Origin of the sequence: Bacillus sp. ISL-34 (assembly GCF_018613325.1) — a bacterium.
Lineage (GTDB): Bacteria > Bacillota > Bacilli > Bacillales > DSM-1321 > Peribacillus.
This window is the reverse complement of record NZ_JAGGQJ010000033.1, coordinates 140,807-162,458: the sequence shown is the minus strand read 5'-3', so window position 1 is coordinate 162,458 and position 21,652 is coordinate 140,807. Positions and strand designations below refer to the sequence as shown.

Genomic DNA, 21,652 nt, shown 5'->3' with positions numbered 1-21,652 from the left:
AAATTAAAAGGGAATTCCAAAAGGGGAGCTCCCATTTTTTGATTAGATCATTCGCAGTAAAGTCCTGAATTCATGATCCCTAGCCAGATTTTTGACCTTCTCTCGATCATATTGATAGACCGCATCGTCCAAAGAACATGAAATTGGTACATCACATTTTATTTCAGCTAGCTTTCTGGATAAATGAAGCATATCGACGGCGGATTCAATTTTAGCCCGCTGCCCATTCGTCAATGAAGCAACATTTTCAAGAATCCCTTCGATACTTTGATATTGGATCAATAATTTCAACGCTGTCTTCTCCCCTATTCCTTTAACTCCGGGATAGTTATCAGCTGTATCACCCATTAAAGCTTTTAAATCGATCATTTGTCTTGGTGTGATCCCTTTCCATTCAAAAAAGCTACCGGGATTATGCACTTCATAGTTACCATACCCTTTTTTTAACAAAAGTACGGAAATGTTTTCATCTATTAACTGGAGCATATCTTGATCGCCAGTCAATATACCCACCCTGCTATGTTGGGCAGATGCCTTGGCAATTGTCCCGATACAGTCATCCGCCTCATATCCAGAGAGCCCTATGTTAGGGATATCAAATGCTTCAACCGCTTTTTTCGCCAAGTCGAATTGAGGAATCATTTCGACTGGAGCTTCTGATCGATTAGCCTTGTATCCATCAAATAATTCATTTCTGAAGGTCTTGCTGCCCATATCCCAACACACCGCTACATGACTAGGTGAAAAGTGATTCACCGCCGTCAGCATATGCTTCAAAAAACCTTGAACGGCATTGGTTGGTATGCCTTTTGAGTTAATCATGAATTGACCAGTAACGGCCGTTGCATAAAAAGCTCTAAATAAAAGCGCCATCCCATCGACAAGCATAAAGGAAGGATGCTGCTCATTTTCTTTCATTAACACATTATCACCTCTATCATGATGTACTTCCATTTTAACATAACTGTCCCCTTTTTTAAGGATCGTTTAATTGGAAAAAATATTATTCAATTGGATTATCATCATAGGAGATCCAGTCACTGAAACTGCCAATATAAATCTTCACATCTTTATAGCCCGCTTCTTTCAGGGCGATATAATTTGGTGATGCCGTTACACCTGAACCGCAGTACACAATGATTTCCTTATCATTACCGATGCCAGTGAAATTCGACTGAAGATCTTCCCTCTTTTTAAAATAGCCATTTTCCAGAACGTTCAGCCATACCTTATTTACTGCACCAGGTATATGTCCGGCTTTTTTATCAATCGGCTCCTCAATTCCCTCATATCGTTTAGATTCCCTGGAATCCATTAAAATGACATCGTCTGGCCTATTCATTGTGTAATCCTTCACTGTTTGATAAGAAGCAAAAACGGACTCATTTAAATCGATATGATATTCTGTTGGCACATAGTTCGTTTGATTCGAGTCAATGGGATAGCCCGCCTCCCTCCAGGCGCGATATCCCCCGTTAAGAACAAAAACTTTCTGATGCCCAAGGTAGCTCAGCAGCCACACAAACCTGGAAGCAAAAGAACCTTCCCCGCCATCATAAGCAATAAGTACCGTATCATTGGTGATTCCATTTGATTCCAGTTTAACTTTAAAGGTTTCCAGGTCAGGAAGAGGATGTCTTCCGCCATGTTCTTTAACCTGCCCCGATAAGTCCTTTTCTAGATCGAAATAAACAGCGCCGGAAATATGGTCTTTTTTGTATGCCTTATATCCTGCATCAGGAGTGCCTAGCTGAAAGCGGCAGTCACAAATTCTGATATCATTGGAATTCAACAACGGCAACAGCTCTTCTTTTTCGATTATAAAACTCATCTGCATAACCCCCTATTTCAAAATGGTCCAAATTAATTCATTAAGCTCCGTTTCCATGCTCTTCCCTTGATGTAGCCTACTTATGTCATTCTTTAAGGAAAGTGATTTCCCTTCTATTAGCGAAAGATTCCTTTCACTTTCATTGTTGCTTATACATTCTTCCATTTGTTTTGCCTTGAATATCCGGGTCATCCTGGTTTTCAATTCTTGATCAATTGAAACTAAATCAAGTAATTCCCATACCGATAAAGGTGGCAGCGAACCCCGTTGGATGATATATTCCAGGATTAAATATGAACGGTATACTTGTACCCATATTTTTAGTTCTTTTCTTTTGGATTCCCTTGTTTTTGTCAATTGTTGAAGATTGTCGTTCATCATCCGATAGTAATGGTGCCCCAGTGCCTTTTTGGAATAGCAATCCGCTATCAAACCATTCATCTTCCTATAATAATCCGGAAGCGTAATCAACTTGATTTGCGACTGAAATAATTCAAATAGAGCAGGATTACTCTTTAAGGCAAGACGTGATGATTTAAATAAATCCCAGCCTTCCATGTCAAATTGGTCTTCTTTCAATTGAATGACTTCAACCGGCTGACTCAAGCTTAGGTATGATCGCTTATCATTATGAACATATATAAACCGAACATCATAATCAGATTGGACGGTTGATAAACCAAAAGAATGGCTGCCAGTAACAGCAGCCATCAAAATGGTCATATCCTCTTTCTTTTCCAGGTATCTCAATTTTGAAATAAGGTTTTCTTTCATGAATGAACCTCGTTTCTATTTCGAATGCATTTTTGCCAATTCAGCTACAGCATTTTCATAATACGGTAAATCGACCGTTTCCTCCAATGCTGCACGTAAGCCTGCAAAGATATCCGATATTTCCGTCTTAAACTCTTTTTGAATCGCGAGTAACTCTTGATCGAGGACTTCATTATACATTTCGAAAATCCGCTCGCCCTGTTCTTTAACATATATAAGGGCAGGTTCATCCAAACGCTTCTGAAGCCCTTCGCTCATTTTCGCTTTCTCATTTTTTTCAAAGAAAGATTTTGGATTTTTAAATAATGCCAATTCCTTTTTGAATTCCCCCGTATCTAATCGGGAAAAAGCGCCTGTAAATTCAAGGGACTCCCTCTCATTAGGTTCATATGGCTGCAATGATAGGGTTCTTCTTACTTTTTGCATTTGCTGAAGCAAACTGCTTTGTTTCTCATTCAGTAATTTATTTACGAACATTTCCGTCCTTAATGCCGTTGCCCGCATTTCCTGTGCAAGGTCAAAGCCTAATGCATCCAATAAGTTCTTCATCGATTGCTTGAGGACAATTTTCAGATCGCCTCCATCATCTTTTAAAACAGCCGGATTGAACGATTCTTTGAAGAAATCATTAAACCGGAAGAAGACTCGTTGTTTACTATAGAAAGTCAATTCGTCGATTTCTTTTTTCAAACGTTGCTTTTCTGCATCCCCTTTAATGACTGAGAGGATTTCCGAAATGGACTGTGCCTCATGAGAAAGGGTCTCCAGATCCCTACGTTTCGCTTTCTCATCCTGCCTGGAAGCTGTAATTACATCTCGTAGCAGTTCTTCCGTTCTTTTTACAGCCGCTTGAGCCGATTCAATAGCAAGTCCAGTTAAATCGTTTTCTATGAAAGAATCGAATTGGCCTTGGAATTCCGAGATTCCGCTATTAGGAAGGAACGAATGCTTAAACGAACCAGGCGTTTGTTTTTCCATCAACGCTCCCTTACTCGTAAGCGGGAACAGTTTTGGAAAACGGATACCGAATCCATTCAGTTGATCTGTGACATAATCCATCACTTCGTCCAATTCGTCAGTGGTTTGTGCCAGATCGACGGCATTGACAATGAAAAACATCTTATCCATAGCGAAAGAATCTTTCACACGTCCAAGTTGTATCAAGAACTCCCTGTCAGCCCGTGAAAATGGGTGATTATAATATGTCACAAAAAGGATGGCGTCCGAATTCTTAATATATTCAAAAGCTGCTCCTGTATGTCGTGCATTTATAGAATCCGCCCCAGGTGTATCAACAAGGACCATCCCCTGCTTTGTCATTTCACAGTCATAACGCAATTCAATCAGATCAACAAGACATGACTTGGACTCTTCTGCAGCAAAACGTTTAAATCCTTCAAGATCTACCGTGACAACATTTCCTAGATCATTTTGGTACTCAGGCAGCCCTTGATGAAACGCCCTAAGAAAGGATAAATGAGTTTTCCCCTTATTAACTTCCCCCGCCTTCGCAATGATTTGCCCTGCTAGTTGGAGTGCTTCATCCAGAGTCTTTGCCGATTTATCAAAAGCTGCCAAGGCCAGGCTTACATCTTCTAACAGCATCGCTTCGGACTTTAATTTGACGGTTGCCGTTCCATGTGGATGCTCGGCGTCCGAAGACATGATTTTGTTGATTGCGGCCGTAGTCGGATTTGGCGAAACAGGAAGGACGCTTTCTCCCATCAACGCATTGGCAAAGGAGGATTTGCCCGCACTGAATGCACCGAAGAGGGCAACCGTGAACGTCTGCTGTTCCAAACGATTTGCCTTCTCTTTCAATTCCTTATAAAGTGATTGAAACCCTCTTAAAGGTTGGATCAGATTGGCCGCCTGTTGTAAACTCGTTGCAGTCTCCATCAGCCTTTCTTTTCCGCGTAAATCAGTAGCATCAGATGAAGAAACAGTCACGGAAGGTACAGCTTCCTTGTTTTCTTCATCATGATCACTTTCAGGGTGTTCGTTGACGGACCTTGAATTACTTCCTTTATCGGTTTTCATGATTTTGACTGTAATATTTTTTTCCTCTTCATTCCATTGAGTTAAAAGCATATCGATATCGCGCTCATCGACTAATGATTCAGTTTGATGAGCGATGGCCTCTAAGCGTTCCGTTTGGTACTCGATTTCCGCGTTCATCGCAGCAGTAACTTTAAGGGCTTCCGCAAATTCAGAAAAACCTTCAAGTTCCTTATCGATGGATATGGACTGCTGTTCCACTATTCCTTCCATAACGGTAACCATTTCATTCAAAAATCCTTCAGATACATCACGTGCTTTCTTCTTGATGGCTGATGCCAAATCATTCGTATAGTTTAAAACATATTCACCCGTAATATCGACTTGAGGCCTCAAGGAATTCTTTATGTAAGATTCCGTTACCTCGATCTGAAGTGCCTGAGCCCTACTTTCAAGTGTTGAATCATGGATCTCCGCTCCATTAAGCGTTTTAACGGCTAATTCTTTAAGATGCCATTCAAGCTGGGTTTTCACCTTTTCTTGTAAATCGGTCAAGAACGCCTTGATACGTGCCTCACGTTCGGCATCCGTTTTTTTCTTGGCAAATAATAAACCCATTTTAAAGTCCGGCTGAGCCGATTCCAAGAAAGATTTACCTAGGTCCCGTGTAGCCGCGGGCATGATGTATGCACCTTTCAAAATGGTTTCTAATGCATCGGCATATTGGTCCTTGATGTCTTCTATACGTCCCGTTAATGATTTTTTTTCTTTCAATAGGCTGTCCACTTGATTCGTCAGGTGCACTCGTTCTTCAAGAGGAAGTTCTGATAATACTTCAAAATCCTCGGCATGTTCCTCTTCATACTGCTCCTTCAGCCAATTAAGATGCCTTTCGACAAGGGCATTAGCCGATTGCATGATGGCATCTTTCCCATCATTTAGACCTTTACCCGCCATTTCATATATGAATTGCTTGACCACTTCTATTTCATTTTCGCTATTGTTCAAGTCTCTTACCGATGTATAAAAAATCCCATCAGGATATACATTCCAGTTCGCAAATGCTTCGGAAACGGAAAGCTTGAAGTCTTGAAAGCCAAGCTCCTTCCCATCATGCTTATCGATCATATTGATAATTAAGTATGTCGGTTTTTCAGCCTCCAACAATTCTTTCGTGAATAGGAAGTTCACTTCTGATTGGACGTGATTGTAGTCCATGACATAGAAGACGACATCTGCTAGATGCAAGGCAGATTCCGTAGAAACTCTATGTGCATCATCTGTTGAATCAATTCCTGGCGTATCCATGATCGCACATGAATCCGGCAGTGAAAAATCATTGGAACTTATCGTTATTGCCGACACCGAGTCCCCATCCTTGGCAAATTTCTTGACCTCTTTAAAATCATAAGGTGCAGGAAATAAGACTGGTGGCTGATGATGGTAAAAGACTTTGGCATAGTCTTCCCCTTTTTGGACTTTTACCGTATTTGCACTTGTTGGAATCGGGCTTGAAGGCAATACTTGATCACCAAGGAAAAAGTTGATCATACTAGATTTCCCCGCTGAAAAATGCCCGCAAAAAGCAATGATGAACTCTTCATTATTCACTTTCATGATTAACTGTTTCAGTTTATCTGCATTGCCTGTATCACCTGCCGATTGAAATTTCTCATACATGGCAGTCAAAATCCCCAATTTGGACTGTTGCTTTAATGTTTCTTGAATCATGAATCCATACCCCTTAATCTATCGTCATTTTGATATTCTTATTGTAAACGATTTCGTTTGTTATTCATACCGTCAGCTTCATTTTTACTATATGATTCATTACTGGCCATGTTCAAAAAAAAAACCACCAATTGGTGGATTCATGCAGTTCCATTTTGAATGCAAAAAAACCAGGATATTTACCTGGTTGTAGGGGTGGGGTTAAAAGCAGCTCGGTTTTCAATTGGTGACTCGTTATAAGGTTTAACTGCCTTTGCCGGTTTTTGAATATTATTCAATACATGTTTCATCACAAAACCATATGTAGCGATTGTCAATAAAATGAATACCCAAACCATTACCAACACCATCCTCTTATTGATTAGCTTTTAGTTTTTAATTATTAAAATAAATTTATCGAAATCCGAATGAGAATAATTTTCATCTTCATTTAGAATCTTATCACGAACGATAATCATTTTCAATAAGAAATTAAATTTTTATTATTATTTTCCCTTAAAAACCGTAGAATATTCCGTATGTTCCTTTAATGCCTTCTCTTCAAGTGGGATTCTTACCGTCATCATCCAAACATTCAATAAACTAAAGATGATAGCAGTATAATATGCATTGAATAATAAGGAAATAACTAAAATCTCAGTTGCCACTATGATATAGTTCGGATGTTTGAAGTATTTATAAGGACCTTTAATGACTACATCGGCATCAGGAACCACTATGATTTTTGTATTCCAATGTTTCCCCAATGAACGGATTACCCAAATCCTGGCTGACTGCGCAATTAGAAAAAGGCTCAGCCAAATTGGCCAAAGTCCAGACATATCCCTTTCAAGCACGACCACTTCACAAATGAGAACAATAAAAAAACTAAGATGCATTAGAACCATCCATCTGTAATGGGACTCACCGTATTCTACTGCTCCTGCAGATTTCAGCTGTTTTTCATTTTGTTTGGCGATATATAATTCAACCAGGCGCTGTATAGCGAGCAAGATAATGAAAATGGCAAAGATCATCACTTCCACCTCATTAACACAAGTTCAGATGAAAACCCAGGCCCTAATGCAGCAGCCAAGCCCACCTCACCTTTATTCCCGCCCCGCTGCATGAACCTCTCCAGGACGTACAAAATGGTTGCTGAGGACATATTGCCAAATTCCCTCAATACGCCCATTGACTCTGCCGTCATGCTTTCATCGAATCCGAGGGCTTCATGATAAGCATCAATCACTTTTTTGCCTCCAGGATGAGCAATGAAATCTTTTATATCGTTGAGATCGAATCCATTCTCCATTAAGAACTCTTGAACATTCGGTTTAAGCCAATCCTTGATGATTGTAGGAATATCTTTCGAAAAGATCACGTATAACCCTTGATCTTTAACATCCCAACCCATTACATCCAATGAATTCGGCATAAGCGTCGATCGCGAATCCAAAAATTGCAAATGTCTTACTTTTTTTGAAATCTGTTCATTCGGGACTTCATCACCGCAAACCAAAATACAGCTTACTCCATCAGAAAATAAGGAAGTTCCAATTAAATTACTTTTGGAGATATCATTCCTTTGAAAGGTCAGACTGCATAACTCCACGCTTAAAACAATGACCTTCGCCGCCGGGTATGCTTGGCAATATTCAAAAGCACGTGATAGGCCACTCGCCCCTCCTGCACAGCCAAGCCCCCAAATCGGGATCCTTTTAGTATGCGGGTTAAATGGAAGTTCATTCATTATCCTGGCATCAATGGTCGGGGTAGCAATTCCCGTGCTTGAGATAAAGAAGAAAGCATCTAGCTCGTTTGCCTGCAGTTCTTCTTTTAAAAATTCTGTGTTGGCCAAGCATTTTTCTATAGCTTCTTTCCCAAACTTGACTGCCTGCTGAATATATAAATCGTTCCGATCGGCAAAAGAATGATCCTCTTTAAACCAATCAAGATCATTTGAAAAATACCGATTTTCCACCTGCCCATTCTTAAAGGCTTTTAGCAACCGTTCTATATTCATAAATGAGGCTCCAAATACTTCTCTCGAAAATTCCATGATTTTTTCCTGTGAAAGTAAATGTGGCAGCTTTATATGTGATGCAGATAATAAGTACGGCATGAGTCCACCCCTAATTATTCATGATATGGTTAATATACCCACCAGGATATCAATTATGCTTTATAGCTAAATGGTTATATTTATAGGCATTTCATAATATTTTTACTTTTTTTCTAAATGGATAGGTAAAAAGGATTATATATTTGATAAAATAGAGAACATAACCATACAAGTGGAGGAACGAAATTGGAAATCAACGCTATAATCATTGTTAATTGGTACCATCCTGGCCGTTAAGTCCGTTATTCCTTTCTCTTTGGACATTCAAAAGCCGCACCTCATTTGACAGCCTTTCGAACAGGAATCCATTAGCGTCCTTATTGGCATGACAGGGGATATCCGTGGGAAAATAATGATTGAGGGAACAAACGGGTGTATGAGTAAAACAGGTGAAAGCATGTTTGGCATGCGGTTGGAAGGTGAAATGCTTGACGGTAATATTGCCACCTCTTTAGCAGGAGAGAATGCATTGATTGACATTACACCGCCCGGCAAAATGTATGGGTTTCATGAAGCAATCCATTTCCCCATTTCCTTGGAAGGCGTCGGCACTCTACAAATCATCTTAATGATCGAAATGTAATCACGATACAATAAAACCCCCTTACCTAATCGGCAAGGGGGCACTTTCATTCTTCCTTCTTTACTGAAGATTGATTTTGCACTTGTATAATGATATTTTGAAACTCCTCTTTTCCACACACACTGCACCTATTCTCCTGGCTTAGAATGGTCCGACAATGAATACAATATTTTTTCTCCATCCCTATCACTACTTTCCTGAACATATACTATCAATATATTCAAAAAGTGGAGAGAGTTTCCTTATATCTGACAAAACGCCAATTTCATTATCAATGATATGCTTCGGCCTAAATCGAAAAATGCCCAAAATCCTCGTCACCTGAGGATTTTGGGCATTTAATGGGTGAATCTATCAAGTTAACCGAAACTATTTTTAATCAGGCTACATTTTGCCCTTCAATACGCGTTTCCTTCACTTTGCCTTTTGTAGGGACGATGTTAAAGACGATATTCAAGAAAATGGCTGTCAAACTTCCGGCTACAATACCGTTTTCCGTCAAAATTTGAAAGCTTTCCGGAATTTGCGCAAATAGCTCAGGAACGACCGTCACCCCAAGTCCCATACCTACTGAACAAGCGATGATCAATAAATTTTCTTGAGAAGCAAAATCCACTTTGCTCAACATCTTAATTCCTGCGGCAATTACCATCCCGAACATCGCAACCATTGCACCGCCAAGCACGGATGAAGGGATAATTGTCGTGAATGCACCAATTTTCGGAACAAAACCTATGAAAATGAGAATGCCTGCTGTTGTATATATGACATTTCTTGTTTTAATGCCTGACAATTGAATCAAGCCGACATTTTGTGAAAAAGCTGTATACGGAAACGCATTGAACAAACCGCCAATCATGATGGCAAGTCCTTCAGAACGATATCCGCGAGCTAGATCGTCTTCTGAAATCTCTTTGTCCGTGATTTCACCAAGTGCATAATAAACACCAGTCGATTCCACCAAGCTGACGATCGCCACCAATGTCATTGTAATGATTGCCGTGACGTTGAATGTCGGAGTTCCAAAGTAGAAAAAATGTGGCATATGCAGCCAACTGGCACTGACCACTGAGCTAAAATCCACTTTTCCAAGGAAGAAGGCTGCAAAGGTTCCGACTAACAGCCCCAATAAAATAGAAATGGAGCGGACGAATCCCGTCGAGAATTTATACATGAATATAATGAATAACAAAGTTCCAAATCCAAGAGCTACATTGTTCAAGTCTCCGAAATCAGCAGCTCCCTGGCCTCCACCGAGGTTGTTGATGGCAACAGGAATGAGTGTAATGCCAATAATCAAAACGACCGATCCAGTGACAATGGGTGGGAAGAACCTTGCCAGTTTTCCGAAGAACTTACTAATGATAATGACGATCAATCCCGACGCCAAAATAGATCCATAAATGGAGTTGATTCCATATTGCGTACCAATTGCAATCATCGGGCTAACTGCTGTGAATGTGCAGCCTAGGACGACCGGAAGTCCAATTCCAAAGAATTTATTTTTCCACACTTGCAATAAAGTTGCTATCCCGCACATCAAAATGTCTATCGAAACTAAATAAGTTAACTGCGCTGCAGTCAATCCCAGCGCCCCACCGACAATCAATGGAATGACGACTGCACCGGCATACATGGCAAGAACATGTTGCAATCCTAAGGAAGCAACTTTTAATGGTGATTGATTAGACATGGACTGTTGCTCCTTCCTTTTCCTCAGCAAACGTTATCTCACCGAATTTCAATTCAGCAATTCGCGCAAGTGATTCCACTTGGAAACCTTGTTCCCTAAGATCCTTACCACCGCTTTGGAATGCTTTTTCAATTACAATGCCGATTCCGGCCACTTCTGCTCCAACCTGCTTACAGATTTCCACCAAGCCCCGGGCTGCCTGTCCGACAGCAAGGAAGTCATCGATGATCAAAACCTTATCTCCAGCTTCAATATATTTATTGGAAACGGTTATGGTATTGGTTTCTTTTTTTGTATACGAATGAACGGACGCCGTCACTAAATCATTTGTTAAAGTAAGTGATTTACGTTTACGGGCAAAAATGAGCGGAACTTCCAATTCCAACGCAGCCATCAAACCAGGCCCAATGCCTGAAGATTCAATCGTCAGCACTTTCGTTATTTCCTTTTGTTCGAAACGTTTAACGAATTCTTTACCAATTTCTTTCATTAGCATAGGATCCATTTGATGATTTAAGAATGAATCTACTTTTAAAATATCTTCTGATAAAGCTTGACCCTCGGACAAGATTTTTTCCTTTAAAAGTTGCATGAAGGTTCCTCCCAATCTTGGATGTTTATTAACCCATAAACCATGCAATTATTTCCCGGCATATAAAAAAGCCCAAGAAACATTGCGGCACTTTTTTGGAGTGAAGCAATACTTCTTGGGCATGAATGAAAAATGAATCAGCAAAAGCCTTCATTTACGCAACAAGATCTATTACTCACCCATAGTCGAATTATTTACGGTAATCCGGTAGAAACTTGCAGGCCATATCCCTGCTATTATACGAGTGAAACTTTATATTTAATTAATATATGAATTATACCAACGCTGGCTCTATTTGAAAAGTAATTTTTGATAAAAAACCGAACTTTAAATTAAAAAAATAAATCATTATTCGTATTATTAGAAAATTATGAAATCACCAAACCTAAATAACTAGGATTTCCTATCAAGAAAAACATAACATCACCCCACCGTCTTATTCCATTGTACTGGTATTATACTCATAAAAAAGAAGAAGGGCTTGGAATTTGATCCAAGACCTTCCTCTTTGATTCATTTGATTTTATAAACTTCTTTATATTTGTTTTCAAGATACTTTATTAAATATTGAACATTCAGGCCTTCCCCTGTCGTTTCTCTCAAAATCTCCAGAGGCTTTTTTATTTTTCCGTATTTATGTATCTTTTCATTAAGCCATTTCCTGATTGGCGCAATATCACCCGCTTCCAACAGTTCATCAAAATCAGGCAAATCTTTAAGCATCGATTGCTTGATTTGGGCTGCATACATATATCCCAATGCATAAGAAGGGAAATAACCAAAGCTTCCATCTGCCCAGTGTACATCTTGCAACACGCCCATTGCATCATTTTCAGGCACAATTCCCAAATAATCTTTGTATTTTTCATTCCAGACTTCCGGTAAATCCTTCACTTCAAGTTCCCCATTAAAGAGAGCCTTTTCCAGTTCATACCGAATCATAATATGTAGAGGATACGTCAGTTCATCTGCGTCAATACGGATGAAGGATGGTTTTGATTCGTTAATGCCCCGGTAAAATTCATCCAGCGTCACATCATGGAATTGTTCGGGAGCATATTCTTTTAATAAGGAAAATTTATTTTTCCAAAAGCTATGGTTCCGTCCAATGAAGTTTTCAAAAAACAAAGATTGTGATTCATGGATCCCCATTGATGTCCCGCCATCGAGAAGTGTTCCGGTCAACTCTTCGGCGATATTCTGCTCATAAATGGCATGTCCACATTCATGAATGGTGCCAAAGATTGCCCCCCTAAAATCATTTTCATCGTATCGGGTCGTCACCCTGACATCGCCCCTATTTATTCTAATTTCAAAAGGGTGGACTGTTTCATCAAGCCTGCCAGCCTTGAAATCGTAACCTAGCTGTTTTAAAATTTCCAAGTTGAGTTGATGCTGTTTTTCTTTTGGAAATTCTTTATATAGGAACGCTGTTTCCGGTCTATGCTCACTTTCAGCAATCTGTTTTACCAATGGAACTATCCTCGACCTAAGCTCACTGAATACGCTGTCAAGTATATCTACAGTCATGCCTGGTTCATATATATCTAAAAGGGTATTATATTTCGTCCCTTCATATCCCCAGTACTCCACGAACCTGCGGGTATAAGCTACAATTTGCTCGAGATAAGGTTGAAATAAAGAAAAATCAGCTTTTTCCCTTGCCTCTTCCCATGCACTTTCAGAACGCGATTGTAAAATGACGAATTCCTTATATTCGTTTGCAGGAATTTTCTTATTCCTTTCAAACTCTTTTTTACACTCTTGTACCATTATATTCGTCGTTTCACTAAGAATGGCTTTTTCCAGCGAAAGTTCTGCAATGAAGGATTCCATTTCTTTACTTGTGCTCATATTAAACACCTCGGAGGAAAGCATGCCGATGACTTCGGAACGTTGCTCAACTCCCTTTTTTGGTGCACCTGTACGCAAATCCCAAAAAATTAACGCGAGAGCTTCATTATAAGCCGAGATTTTCTTTACATATTCTTTAAACTCTTTTTCTATCAGATCTATACCCTTTTTATTCATATTCACTGCTCCTTCCAACTACACTTTACCATATTATACAAAAGTCTTTCATATCAGAACCACTCCGATTAATAAATTAAAATAAATAAGAGCCAAGGGGTCCCTTGGCTCTTATTTTGAATTGGATTTTAGTTAAAGCGTTACAGGAAGAATGGATACAATCTTCTCTTTCACATGTTCCGAAAGGTCACTTTCAATCAAAATCTGTACGGTTCCCGAATCATTGCTCGTCCTGATCAAACGCCCTATTCCCTGGCGCAATCGAAGGAGCATGTATGGAAGGTCCACTTCTTCGAATGCATCGGTAACAGAGTTACGTTTGGCCTCGAAAACCGGATCGCGAGGCGGGAATGGAAGGGAGTGTATCACTACATTTTGTAATGAAGGTCCTGGAACATCAAGCCCTTCCCATAAATGATAGGAGAAAAGGACAGATTGCTCATCCTCTTGGAACTTCTTAACAAGCTCGCTGATTTCCGCTTCCCCTTCAAAATAAAATGGATAAGATGATATTGGGCAGTTTTCCTTGAACCAATGCAATTCTTCTTTTGATTGGAATAACACTAGTGTTCGACCTTCATTTTCCTCAATTGTCTTCATTGTATATTGAAGTTTTGCCAATTGATCTCCATTTTCGAAGACCGGCATGTTCATTTTCATGACTTCATCGTAATCAAATGGTGATTCAACGGAGAAGCTGTCATACTTTTCTATCCCTAAACTATCTGCAATATATTGGAAGGATTTGTTATCCGATAATGTTGCCGATGAAAAAATGTAAGGGATTTTTTTCGAGAATACCTGTTCAGACAAGATATCCTGCACAAGCCTTGGCATGATGACCAATGTTTTGGTCATTTCATTTTCTTCAAACCAGGAAACGGCCTGTTCATCCTTCACAAATAGAGAAAGGGAGTAGCCCAGCTGCTCTAAATACTCTTCCGTCACTTTTAAATCATAATCATTGATCGTGTACATTTCCGCTTCAAAAACAAGGTTCTCCTCTAATTCTTCAACCTTTTTATGAAGCTTTTGGGCAAAGCTTGTTATTTCTTTGGACATTGGGATTTCATAACGATTAGATCCGCTGACATGTATCGCTTTTTCATCCAACAAATCAAAAAACTCTTCATTGATATCAATTAAGTCCTCGATGATGTATAAGGTTTCTTCACGAACCTGATTGGCTGTAAGCAATTCTAAAACCGAAGCAAGGGTTTGTTCCCCAACTTTATAAGTTAAAGCCTTTTGAGCAGCAAATTCCAAAAGATGCCCTTCATCAAAGACAACGCAGCTATGATCAGGCAGCAATGGTAACTGTCCTTCACGCTTACGCTTTTCCTTAGTCCATACATGCTCCATGAAGAAGTCATGTGAACAAATGATCAAATCACTTGATTTTCGGTAGTGGTCCCGTGATAGGGTTTGCCCGCAACGATGGCGTTTATCACAAGTAAAACAGTTTTGAAGCTGATCCCAGCCAACTTTAGACCAGTCTTCATCATTTAAATATGGATACTGTTTACGGTCCCCATATGCTGTATAGGCGTTCATGGATGAGTTATCATGGACAAACTTGGGTAGCTCATCATAAAGCTGATCTATCCCCTCTGAATCCTCATGATTCACTGCATAATCCAATTTCTTAAGACATACATATTGGTCGTGATATTTGGCTAGCCGAACATCCACTTCAAGACCTAAAGCATTCTTGATTTTTTGGATGTCGCCTTCCTCTTTGACAAGCTGTTCAATCAACGTTTCATCTGCACATGAAATAATTGCCGGTTTATTCGTATATCTCGCATAACAAATCGCATATAGTAAATAGACCAAGGTCTTACCGGTCCCTACCCCTGCTTCAGCAAAACTTACATTTTTTTCTTTAAAGGCTTTTTCTAACTGAAAAGCCATGAAGATTTGTTCGTCACGCAGCTCAAATCCTTTTTCGGGAAGAATATCGTAAAAAACATCACCGATCCATTCTGAAAGCTTATCGTAAAAAGAATCTTCCTTTGTTACCGAAAAAGGCAGTGTTTTAAGCATCATGGTCTCCCCTTTTATCTATCATCAGTATATAGAATCCGAATCATTATAATCTTAAGCAAAAGTATATTATCCTTTATTTCACATTAATAGTCAAGATATTTACCTACTATCAGTTAGAAAGGCAATATGTATTTTTTTCTTCTATGTACGCTGTCTGGTTGCCGATTCGTAAAATAAAAGACAGGCTCTAAAAGAGAGCCTGTCTGTAGATAATATAGGGTTGAATTAAGCTTTGTTTACGTTTGATGCTTGTGGTCCACGTTGACCTTGTTCTACATCAAATGTAACGTCTTGGCCTTCTTCAAGTGTTTTGAAACCTTCGCCTTGGATAGCTGAGAAATGTACGAATACATCGTCTCCACCTTCACGTTCGATGAATCCAAAACCTTTTTCTGCGTTAAACCATTTTACTTTACCTTGTTCCATTTTTGTTGCCTCCTAGTGTGTTCTCCACACATTATATTACTATTCTTGCTCATTGAATATTAAGGTATTCCTTAAATCTGAACAAAAATAATTCATTATTAGAATAACAGAAAAGGAAATGATAAGCAAGACTGGAACCTATTATGAATAAATCGTCCTGACTAGAAAAATCCCCCATTATATTCTACCTACTCATTCACCTTGAGGCTGCCTTGGCGGCCTTTTCCCCCAATATTGATATAGGTCAGCACGGATGAAACCATTGAACAATTTCCTTTTTTTCGTTGCAGGCTTACCGTAATGCTGTTCAAAGTCAGGATTGGAAGTAATCATGTATACCGACCATGTATCAAGCTTCTTGAAGGCTTGGCCCATCTCCCTATACATCTGCTCAACCGCTTTTTTCTCACCAAGACGTTCACCATAAGGCGGGTTCCCGACAATGACACCATACTCTTTCTTGGTCGAGATATCCCTCACCTGCATTTGTTTGAATTCAATCAGCTCACCAAGACCGGCTTCAAAACTATTCGCTTTAGCTATATCGACCATTCGATGGTCAATATCACAACCGGTTATGTCCAAGTATTGATCATAGTCAGCTAAATCTTCAGCCTCAATCCGCGCTTCATCCCAAACCTTGCTATCCATCCATGACCAAGTTTCAGAAACGAATTCCCTGTTAAACCCAGGTGCTATGTTCTGCCCAATTAAGGCCGCCTCGATGGGAATCGTTCCCGATCCACAAAATGGATCTATGAAAGGTTTATCCGGTTTCCAATTGGTCAGCATGATTAACGCAGCCGCCAATGTTTCTTTTAGGGGCGCCTCTCCCTGACCTGTCCGATAACCCCGTTTATGCAAACCTGCACCTGAAGTGTCTATGGTAAGTGTCACTACATCTTTTAAAATAGACACTTCAATTTTAAACAAAGGACCAGTCTCTGCAAACCAGGATACTTGCTTATATTTACTTTTCAATCTATCAACAATCGCCTTTTTGACAATAGCCTGACAATCAGGGACACTGTATAGCTTTGACTTAACGGATTTACCACTCACGGGGAACTCGACATCGGCTGATAAGAAATCCTCCCAATTCAAGGCCTTTGTTTTTTCAAACAACTCATCAAATGAATATGCTTTAAATTCCGCAACTTTAATTTTCACCCTATCGGCACTGCGCAGCCATAAATTAGAGCGGGCAATGGCGGATTGGTCCCCTTTATAGGTGATTTTACCATTTTCGACTTGACAATCGTAACCAAGATCCCGCACCTCCTTGGCAACAATTGATTCCAATCCCATTGCTGATGTTGCGATAATATCGAATTGTTTCATTAATCCTGCACCTTCTTTCCATTAATCCAAATCAATGGCACCTTTTCCCGAATTTCTTTCATTTATGTATTTTAGAATCAGGCATTGATTTTTTACATGTAAACCTTTTGGTCCACCGCGTTTTTATATTTCAGTTGTTTGCCTAGCTTATATCATGATCATTTAGCGAGAACATTTATTAATAACCGTGAAATGAAGCTTTACTCAATTATCCATGTACCTTAAGATACACGCTGCAATTAAACCATCCAAACCAATTATGTATGCTTCCCATCCATTATCCTGAAATTTAGTTCTGTCTTGATACCTTCATTTTAGGGCTAACAAGAGTTAAGGCACCTTTATAAATAGGATACCCAGAAACAAAGAAATGCTTAACATTCCAACACTATTTTTAAAAATGTTTCGACAGACTTCATTTAAGCCATTTTCCTAATCATTCGAACGCAATGAAAATCTTGCCAAGTTTTAAGTTTAACACAGCCGTGTTTCAGAAAACGAAAAATAAATGGAAATGCCCAATCTTTTTATAATAGGACATTCTCCATAAACAAAAACTCCCCTTTTAAAAGGAGAGTTGTGCTTTTGGTGTTATATGATAACGTTCTGTAAGCCATGTTTTGTTCCTCAGTACTGCAAGCGACTCGCGTCTCGTACTTCGGCGGTAATCATCTATCTACAGAAGCAAGTGCTTCTGTCCTTCTCCTCGTTCAATTCCAAGGAAGAAAGCGCCCCTACCATTAATTTGGGTTTCTCGCTCGTGGGGTTTACCTCGTTCCACCCTTTACATTTCTGTAAAGGCTCCGTCACTGTGGCACTTTTATAGGTATTCATGCCATATCCAAAAGGACTTAGGCATTTTCCCAGCCGTCAGCAATCCAAGATTGCTGCCCAAGCTTATTTTTTCGCCAGGCACGAACACTACGGACATCGCAGTCCGTGCGAGCATGGACTTTCCTCTACTGCATAAATGCAGCAGCAATTACCCAAACGTTAACATAACATTATTGATTATACCCCATTATTCATGAAAACACAATACCAAAATCATTTTCACTTTTACAATGCAAAATCTCAGTCAAAAAGCTTGTTACCAAAAACGTGCTTTTCCAAGTTGGATAACCGTTTAAGAATATCAAAGTTAGTGGTTCCCGGAGTGGCACTTGGAGCAGGTTGATTTGGACGTTTTGTACTCTCTTCGGCTAGTTTTTTCAATTTAAGATTTTCTTGTTTAAGATCTTCAATTTCCTGATGGAACACTTCATAATCTTTAATGATCAGATCCAGGAATTGATCCACATCTTCAGGTTTATAACCGCGCATGGCTGTTTTAAAATCTTTTTCAAGAATATCTTTAGCCGTTAATTTTATCTTATCGGATAGCATAAGACTTCACCTCAATACTTTCGCCAATACAATCGACTTTTTATTATTTTTTCAAATCTGCTTGGGTTTGTCAACGAAACACCTTTTTGTATGCTTACTGTTTCAGAGAACGATATGTATTCCCATTAAATCTGTATCTAGATTTCATCATAATATGATTATGCTTTAGAAACAACTTTTAATCCATAATTATTTTCACTCCATCATTCTTCGGACCAGCTGGCTTCTTCCGCAGCAAGTTGCAGATCATCAAAGTTTATCTGAAAGATGGGGTATGGCTGTGTTTCCGCTTTTTTCGTCGCCTCGAAATAAGGATATCGGGCTGATCCTTCTTTTTCTGCTTCGAAAATGATGAGCATGGCATCGCTTTTATGGACCATATACCTATTTTTGATTTTCAGCTGTTGTGGTCCTTCATATGGTTTGTTGAAAATGGACTCAACAAAATCGGCACGGGCCAATATGGATCTGTAATAGTCTTGATTCGTCTCGTTCCATGACTCTTCCTGTTTCAGGAAAGGAGTAAGCACCCCTAATTTAAGCTGATGATATTCTTCCTGTAATTCGAACACCACTTCGGCACCCCAAAGTTCCGTACCCAACTGACCTGAGATGATCACCCATTCCAGCCCATCCTCCACCAATGGCAGGAGACGCTCCTTCATCGCTTTCTTTATATATTTTACGGCTTCATGGTCATTTTTGAATATCCCGAATTCAAAAGCTTTGTAGCCCGTCATATACAAAACCTTCATCGCTTGACTAATCTCCTTTTAACATGATTATGTATGAAAACAAGGGCTTAATAGCCCTTATTTTTTAGTATCCGAAATGCCTAGGCGGACAGCATGGTTTATGCGGCGGCTTGCCACAAATCAAGTTTTGAGTATAGCATTCGTTCACCACGGATTGAGTATGCGGGAAGTAATGCTTATACGTGTTCACATGTTTATTGACAGTTGTAGTATGTGATGGATGAACGACAGGAATCACTGTGTTCGATACATTCGTATTAACATATTGCTGTGTTGGAGAGACTTGTGCTGGAGCAACTTGAGAAGGAAGAGTTTGAGCTGGGCCAAATTGTGTTGGAGACACAGCCGTTGGCATTGTATTAGAGTACGCCCCCATTACATTGTTTGAGTTTTTACCGGTTGACGCTCCCATTACGTTGGAGTGTTTACCGGTTGATGCGCCCATTACTCCAGGTGCGTTTCCGTATGCTCCCATTACATTGGATGCGCCCATTACGTTGTTGGATGCTCCCATTACATTGTTGGATGCTCCCATTACATTGTTGGATGCGCCCATTACATTGTTGGATGCGCCCATTACATGGGGGTTATTTCCTCCACTATTACGAAAATACATTTATAATACGTCCCCTTTCATCATGATAAGTTTAGTCTTACCATTACAGACTATGAAAAAAAGGGGATACGTGTACTGATGAAATGACCTATTTATACAGAATAAGTATAAAACGATGTATGGCTGTCAATAAGTACACTATCATTTTAATATCTGGCTAACCTTCAAATGAACTGAGGAATTTTCTATAAAAAGGAATAGAGACTGTCTTTTAATGAGGTAAACAAAACTATCGTTAAACAAAGGACTACAAAAAATAGAAATAAAGTCGTTTTATACATTTCTCCGCTCCGCTTTCACCTTAATTTTATATGATGTAAAGGCATGAAATGAACGCTTCGGAATTTCACCCTCAACTCTTTCCATTTTACACATAATAGTTGAAGGCTACAATAATTGTATACATATTTTTTATTTTCGGCCTTTTGCACTAAAAGACCATTCTCGGGCCCTTATCTTATACAGAAATACCCTTTGATTCCCCTTTCTTTTCGAGCCGCCGGATTCTCTTTTCCAATTCCAACTGTTTTTTCCCCAGAGCGGTCCCTTCCCTAACCATCTCTTGATGCGCGATAATTGAACATTTTAGCGCATGACCGACGTCCTTAAATTGATGTTCGTATAATTTTGCACATTCGATCTGTGCCTGTATCCTTATTTGCACATTCCCTTTTAAGGCGACTTCCTTCCAAATTTGCAAAGCTTCATCGAATTGTTTTTGCTTCTTTTTCTGGAAGGCTAATGCATGGCCAGCTATTATCCGATCTACCTCATTTCCCGCTTCCAATATTTTTTGATATGTCTCAACTGACTCCTCTTTTTTTCCCAAATAAGCGAGCCATCGTGCAATTTCCATGGTCTCTTCCGTATATCCATCGATTTGGAGGATTTTCCGGGACAGATGAATATACAATGTGATCAATGATAAGATATCCAATTCATTATGCTTCATGATCCCAAACAGTATTTCCGGATTCTTCCTCTCAACAAAATCAAAATAAATCATCGGTGCCAAATATCCAGGAATATCATCCTCCCTATGTACACCTAGAATATCTGTTTCGACAGCTGATAATTTCACTCGTTCCAATTTGTTTCTCCAAAGGCGTCTTGAAGCATGATACAAATCGAAATGTCCGAATTCCGGTAGTTTTGGTACATGTTCTTTTATCAAGGTATGTCTGGTTTTTAGCTGGGGCCAATCAAAGGACTTACCATTATATGTGACAAGCGTTTCGTAATTGATGTTTTCCAGAAAGCTTTGATAAAGCGGTATTTCACTTCCAGGCTGCGGAAGGATATGTTGCTTCACTACTACTTCTTCACCTTCTAAATAGGCATAACCTAGTAAAAAAATGGTATTGCCGGCTCCGCCTCCTAGCCCTGTCGTTTCGGTATCGAAGAAAAACAGATCTTCACTTTTAACGCCCCCGGCGGATAGTGGATGCTCCAATGAAGTTTGATTCCACTCTTTTACGACCTTTTTCAGCTCGGAAAATGCATATAACCCGTGTTTGTGATTTATAGGGTAGCGGACTTCCCTGATGAAACAATAGTCACCGTCGAATTGAAAGGAAACGGTATCGTTCTCCAGCCACTTTTCATAGTAAGGAATTTCTTCATTCACTGTCTGGTCATTTTCCTCTACAGGAGAAGGATGTTTAACGGCCTCTAGGTTCATATGCGTTTTCATACGGTTCAATTTATTTTTTAAAGACATGGAATTACACCTCTTTTCACCT

Annotated in this window: 18 protein-coding genes, 1 other RNA gene and 1 riboswitch; of the genes, 1 reads left to right on the top strand and 18 read right to left on the bottom strand. The window is 39.5% G+C overall.

The genetic code is table 11. The annotated features are described in order from the left end of the window. Positions 1 to 42: 42 nt before the first annotated feature. The 7 genes from J7E52_RS21935 to J7E52_RS21905 all read right to left on the bottom strand — a co-directional run bounded on the left by J7E52_RS21935 (position 43) and on the right by J7E52_RS21905 (position 8,438). The gene (locus J7E52_RS21935; RefSeq protein WP_214750592.1) at positions 43 to 918 is read right to left on the bottom strand and encodes a 5'-3' exonuclease; all 876 of its coding nucleotides are present in this window, start codon (positions 916 to 918) and stop codon (positions 43 to 45) included. A gap of 85 nt (positions 919 to 1,003) precedes the next feature. Next, complete coding sequence (locus tag J7E52_RS21930) at positions 1,004 to 1,831, bottom strand: sulfurtransferase (RefSeq protein ID WP_214750519.1); 828 nt, start codon at positions 1,829 to 1,831, stop codon at positions 1,004 to 1,006. A 12-nt stretch (positions 1,832 to 1,843) separates the two neighbouring features. Then, positions 1,844 to 2,605: a nucleotidyltransferase domain-containing protein gene (locus J7E52_RS21925; protein ID WP_214750518.1), complete on the bottom strand. Its 762-nt coding sequence runs from the start codon at positions 2,603 to 2,605 to the stop codon at positions 1,844 to 1,846. Positions 2,606 to 2,620: 15 nt separating this feature from the next. Next, the gene (locus tag J7E52_RS21920; RefSeq protein WP_214750517.1) at positions 2,621 to 6,334 is read right to left on the bottom strand and encodes a dynamin family protein; all 3,714 of its coding nucleotides are present in this window, start codon (positions 6,332 to 6,334) and stop codon (positions 2,621 to 2,623) included. Positions 6,335 to 6,513: 179 nt separating this feature from the next. Beyond that, entirely contained in the window at positions 6,514 to 6,672 is a 159-nt protein-coding gene (locus tag J7E52_RS21915; RefSeq protein ID WP_214750516.1) for a hypothetical protein, read from the bottom strand. Between the two features lie 147 nt (positions 6,673 to 6,819). Further along, entirely contained in the window at positions 6,820 to 7,350 is a 531-nt protein-coding gene (locus tag J7E52_RS21910) for an isoprenylcysteine carboxyl methyltransferase family protein (protein WP_214750515.1), read from the bottom strand. Continuing rightward, complete coding sequence (locus J7E52_RS21905; protein ID WP_214750514.1) at positions 7,350 to 8,438, bottom strand: type III polyketide synthase; 1,089 nt, start codon at positions 8,436 to 8,438, stop codon at positions 7,350 to 7,352. Before J7E52_RS21905 ends, J7E52_RS21910 begins: the two co-directional genes overlap by 1 nt. Positions 8,439 to 8,814: 376 nt before the next feature. On the opposite strand from J7E52_RS21905, the gene J7E52_RS27295 reads away from it, so the two are divergent. Further along, the gene (locus J7E52_RS27295; RefSeq protein WP_309476923.1) at positions 8,815 to 9,021 is read left to right on the top strand and encodes a hypothetical protein; all 207 of its coding nucleotides are present in this window, start codon (positions 8,815 to 8,817) and stop codon (positions 9,019 to 9,021) included. A gap of 379 nt (positions 9,022 to 9,400) precedes the next feature. Here J7E52_RS27295 and J7E52_RS21895 read toward each other — a convergent pair whose 3' ends face one another. From J7E52_RS21895 to J7E52_RS21845, 11 genes are all read right to left on the bottom strand, one after another. Next, entirely contained in the window at positions 9,401 to 10,714 is a 1,314-nt protein-coding gene (locus J7E52_RS21895; protein WP_214750513.1) for a nucleobase:cation symporter-2 family protein, read from the bottom strand. Beyond that, positions 10,707 to 11,306 carry a xanthine phosphoribosyltransferase gene (locus J7E52_RS21890; protein WP_214750512.1) on the bottom strand — a complete coding sequence of 200 codons (600 nt, stop codon included), beginning with the start codon at positions 11,304 to 11,306 and terminating at the stop codon, positions 10,707 to 10,709. Before J7E52_RS21890 ends, J7E52_RS21895 begins: the two co-directional genes overlap by 8 nt. A gap of 162 nt (positions 11,307 to 11,468) precedes the next feature. Beyond that, a riboswitch (purine riboswitch) is annotated at positions 11,469 to 11,570 on the bottom strand. Positions 11,571 to 11,819: 249 nt separating this feature from the next. Next, complete coding sequence (locus tag J7E52_RS21885) at positions 11,820 to 13,337, bottom strand: carboxypeptidase M32 (RefSeq protein WP_214750511.1); 1,518 nt, start codon at positions 13,335 to 13,337, stop codon at positions 11,820 to 11,822. Between the two features lie 132 nt (positions 13,338 to 13,469). Beyond that, a complete protein-coding gene (locus J7E52_RS21880; RefSeq protein WP_396020302.1) occupies positions 13,470 to 15,386 on the bottom strand; it encodes an ATP-dependent DNA helicase in 1,917 nt (638 codons plus the stop codon). Between the two features lie 225 nt (positions 15,387 to 15,611). Further along, entirely contained in the window at positions 15,612 to 15,812 is a 201-nt protein-coding gene (locus tag J7E52_RS21875; RefSeq protein ID WP_034307871.1) for a cold-shock protein, read from the bottom strand. A 192-nt stretch (positions 15,813 to 16,004) separates the two neighbouring features. Beyond that, positions 16,005 to 17,153 (bottom strand): THUMP domain-containing class I SAM-dependent RNA methyltransferase, encoded by a 1,149-nt coding sequence (locus J7E52_RS21870; protein WP_214750510.1) that lies wholly within the window; start codon positions 17,151 to 17,153, stop codon positions 16,005 to 16,007. Between the two features lie 604 nt (positions 17,154 to 17,757). After that, positions 17,758 to 18,147: RNase P RNA component class B (rnpB, locus tag J7E52_RS21865), an RNA gene on the bottom strand. A gap of 80 nt (positions 18,148 to 18,227) precedes the next feature. Continuing rightward, on the bottom strand, positions 18,228 to 18,539 hold the full coding sequence (gpsB, locus tag J7E52_RS21860; protein WP_076365757.1) for a cell division regulator GpsB: 312 nt from the start codon (positions 18,537 to 18,539) through the stop codon (positions 18,228 to 18,230). A gap of 203 nt (positions 18,540 to 18,742) precedes the next feature. Continuing rightward, positions 18,743 to 19,294: an SLOG family protein gene (locus J7E52_RS21855; RefSeq protein WP_214750509.1), complete on the bottom strand. Its 552-nt coding sequence runs from the start codon at positions 19,292 to 19,294 to the stop codon at positions 18,743 to 18,745. A 64-nt stretch (positions 19,295 to 19,358) separates the two neighbouring features. Beyond that, the gene (locus tag J7E52_RS27120) at positions 19,359 to 19,910 is read right to left on the bottom strand and encodes a CotD family spore coat protein (RefSeq protein ID WP_286197991.1); all 552 of its coding nucleotides are present in this window, start codon (positions 19,908 to 19,910) and stop codon (positions 19,359 to 19,361) included. A 457-nt stretch (positions 19,911 to 20,367) separates the two neighbouring features. Continuing rightward, a complete protein-coding gene (locus J7E52_RS21845) occupies positions 20,368 to 21,630 on the bottom strand; it encodes a ribonuclease H-like domain-containing protein (RefSeq protein WP_214750508.1) in 1,263 nt (420 codons plus the stop codon). Positions 21,631 to 21,652: the final 22 nt, after the last annotated feature.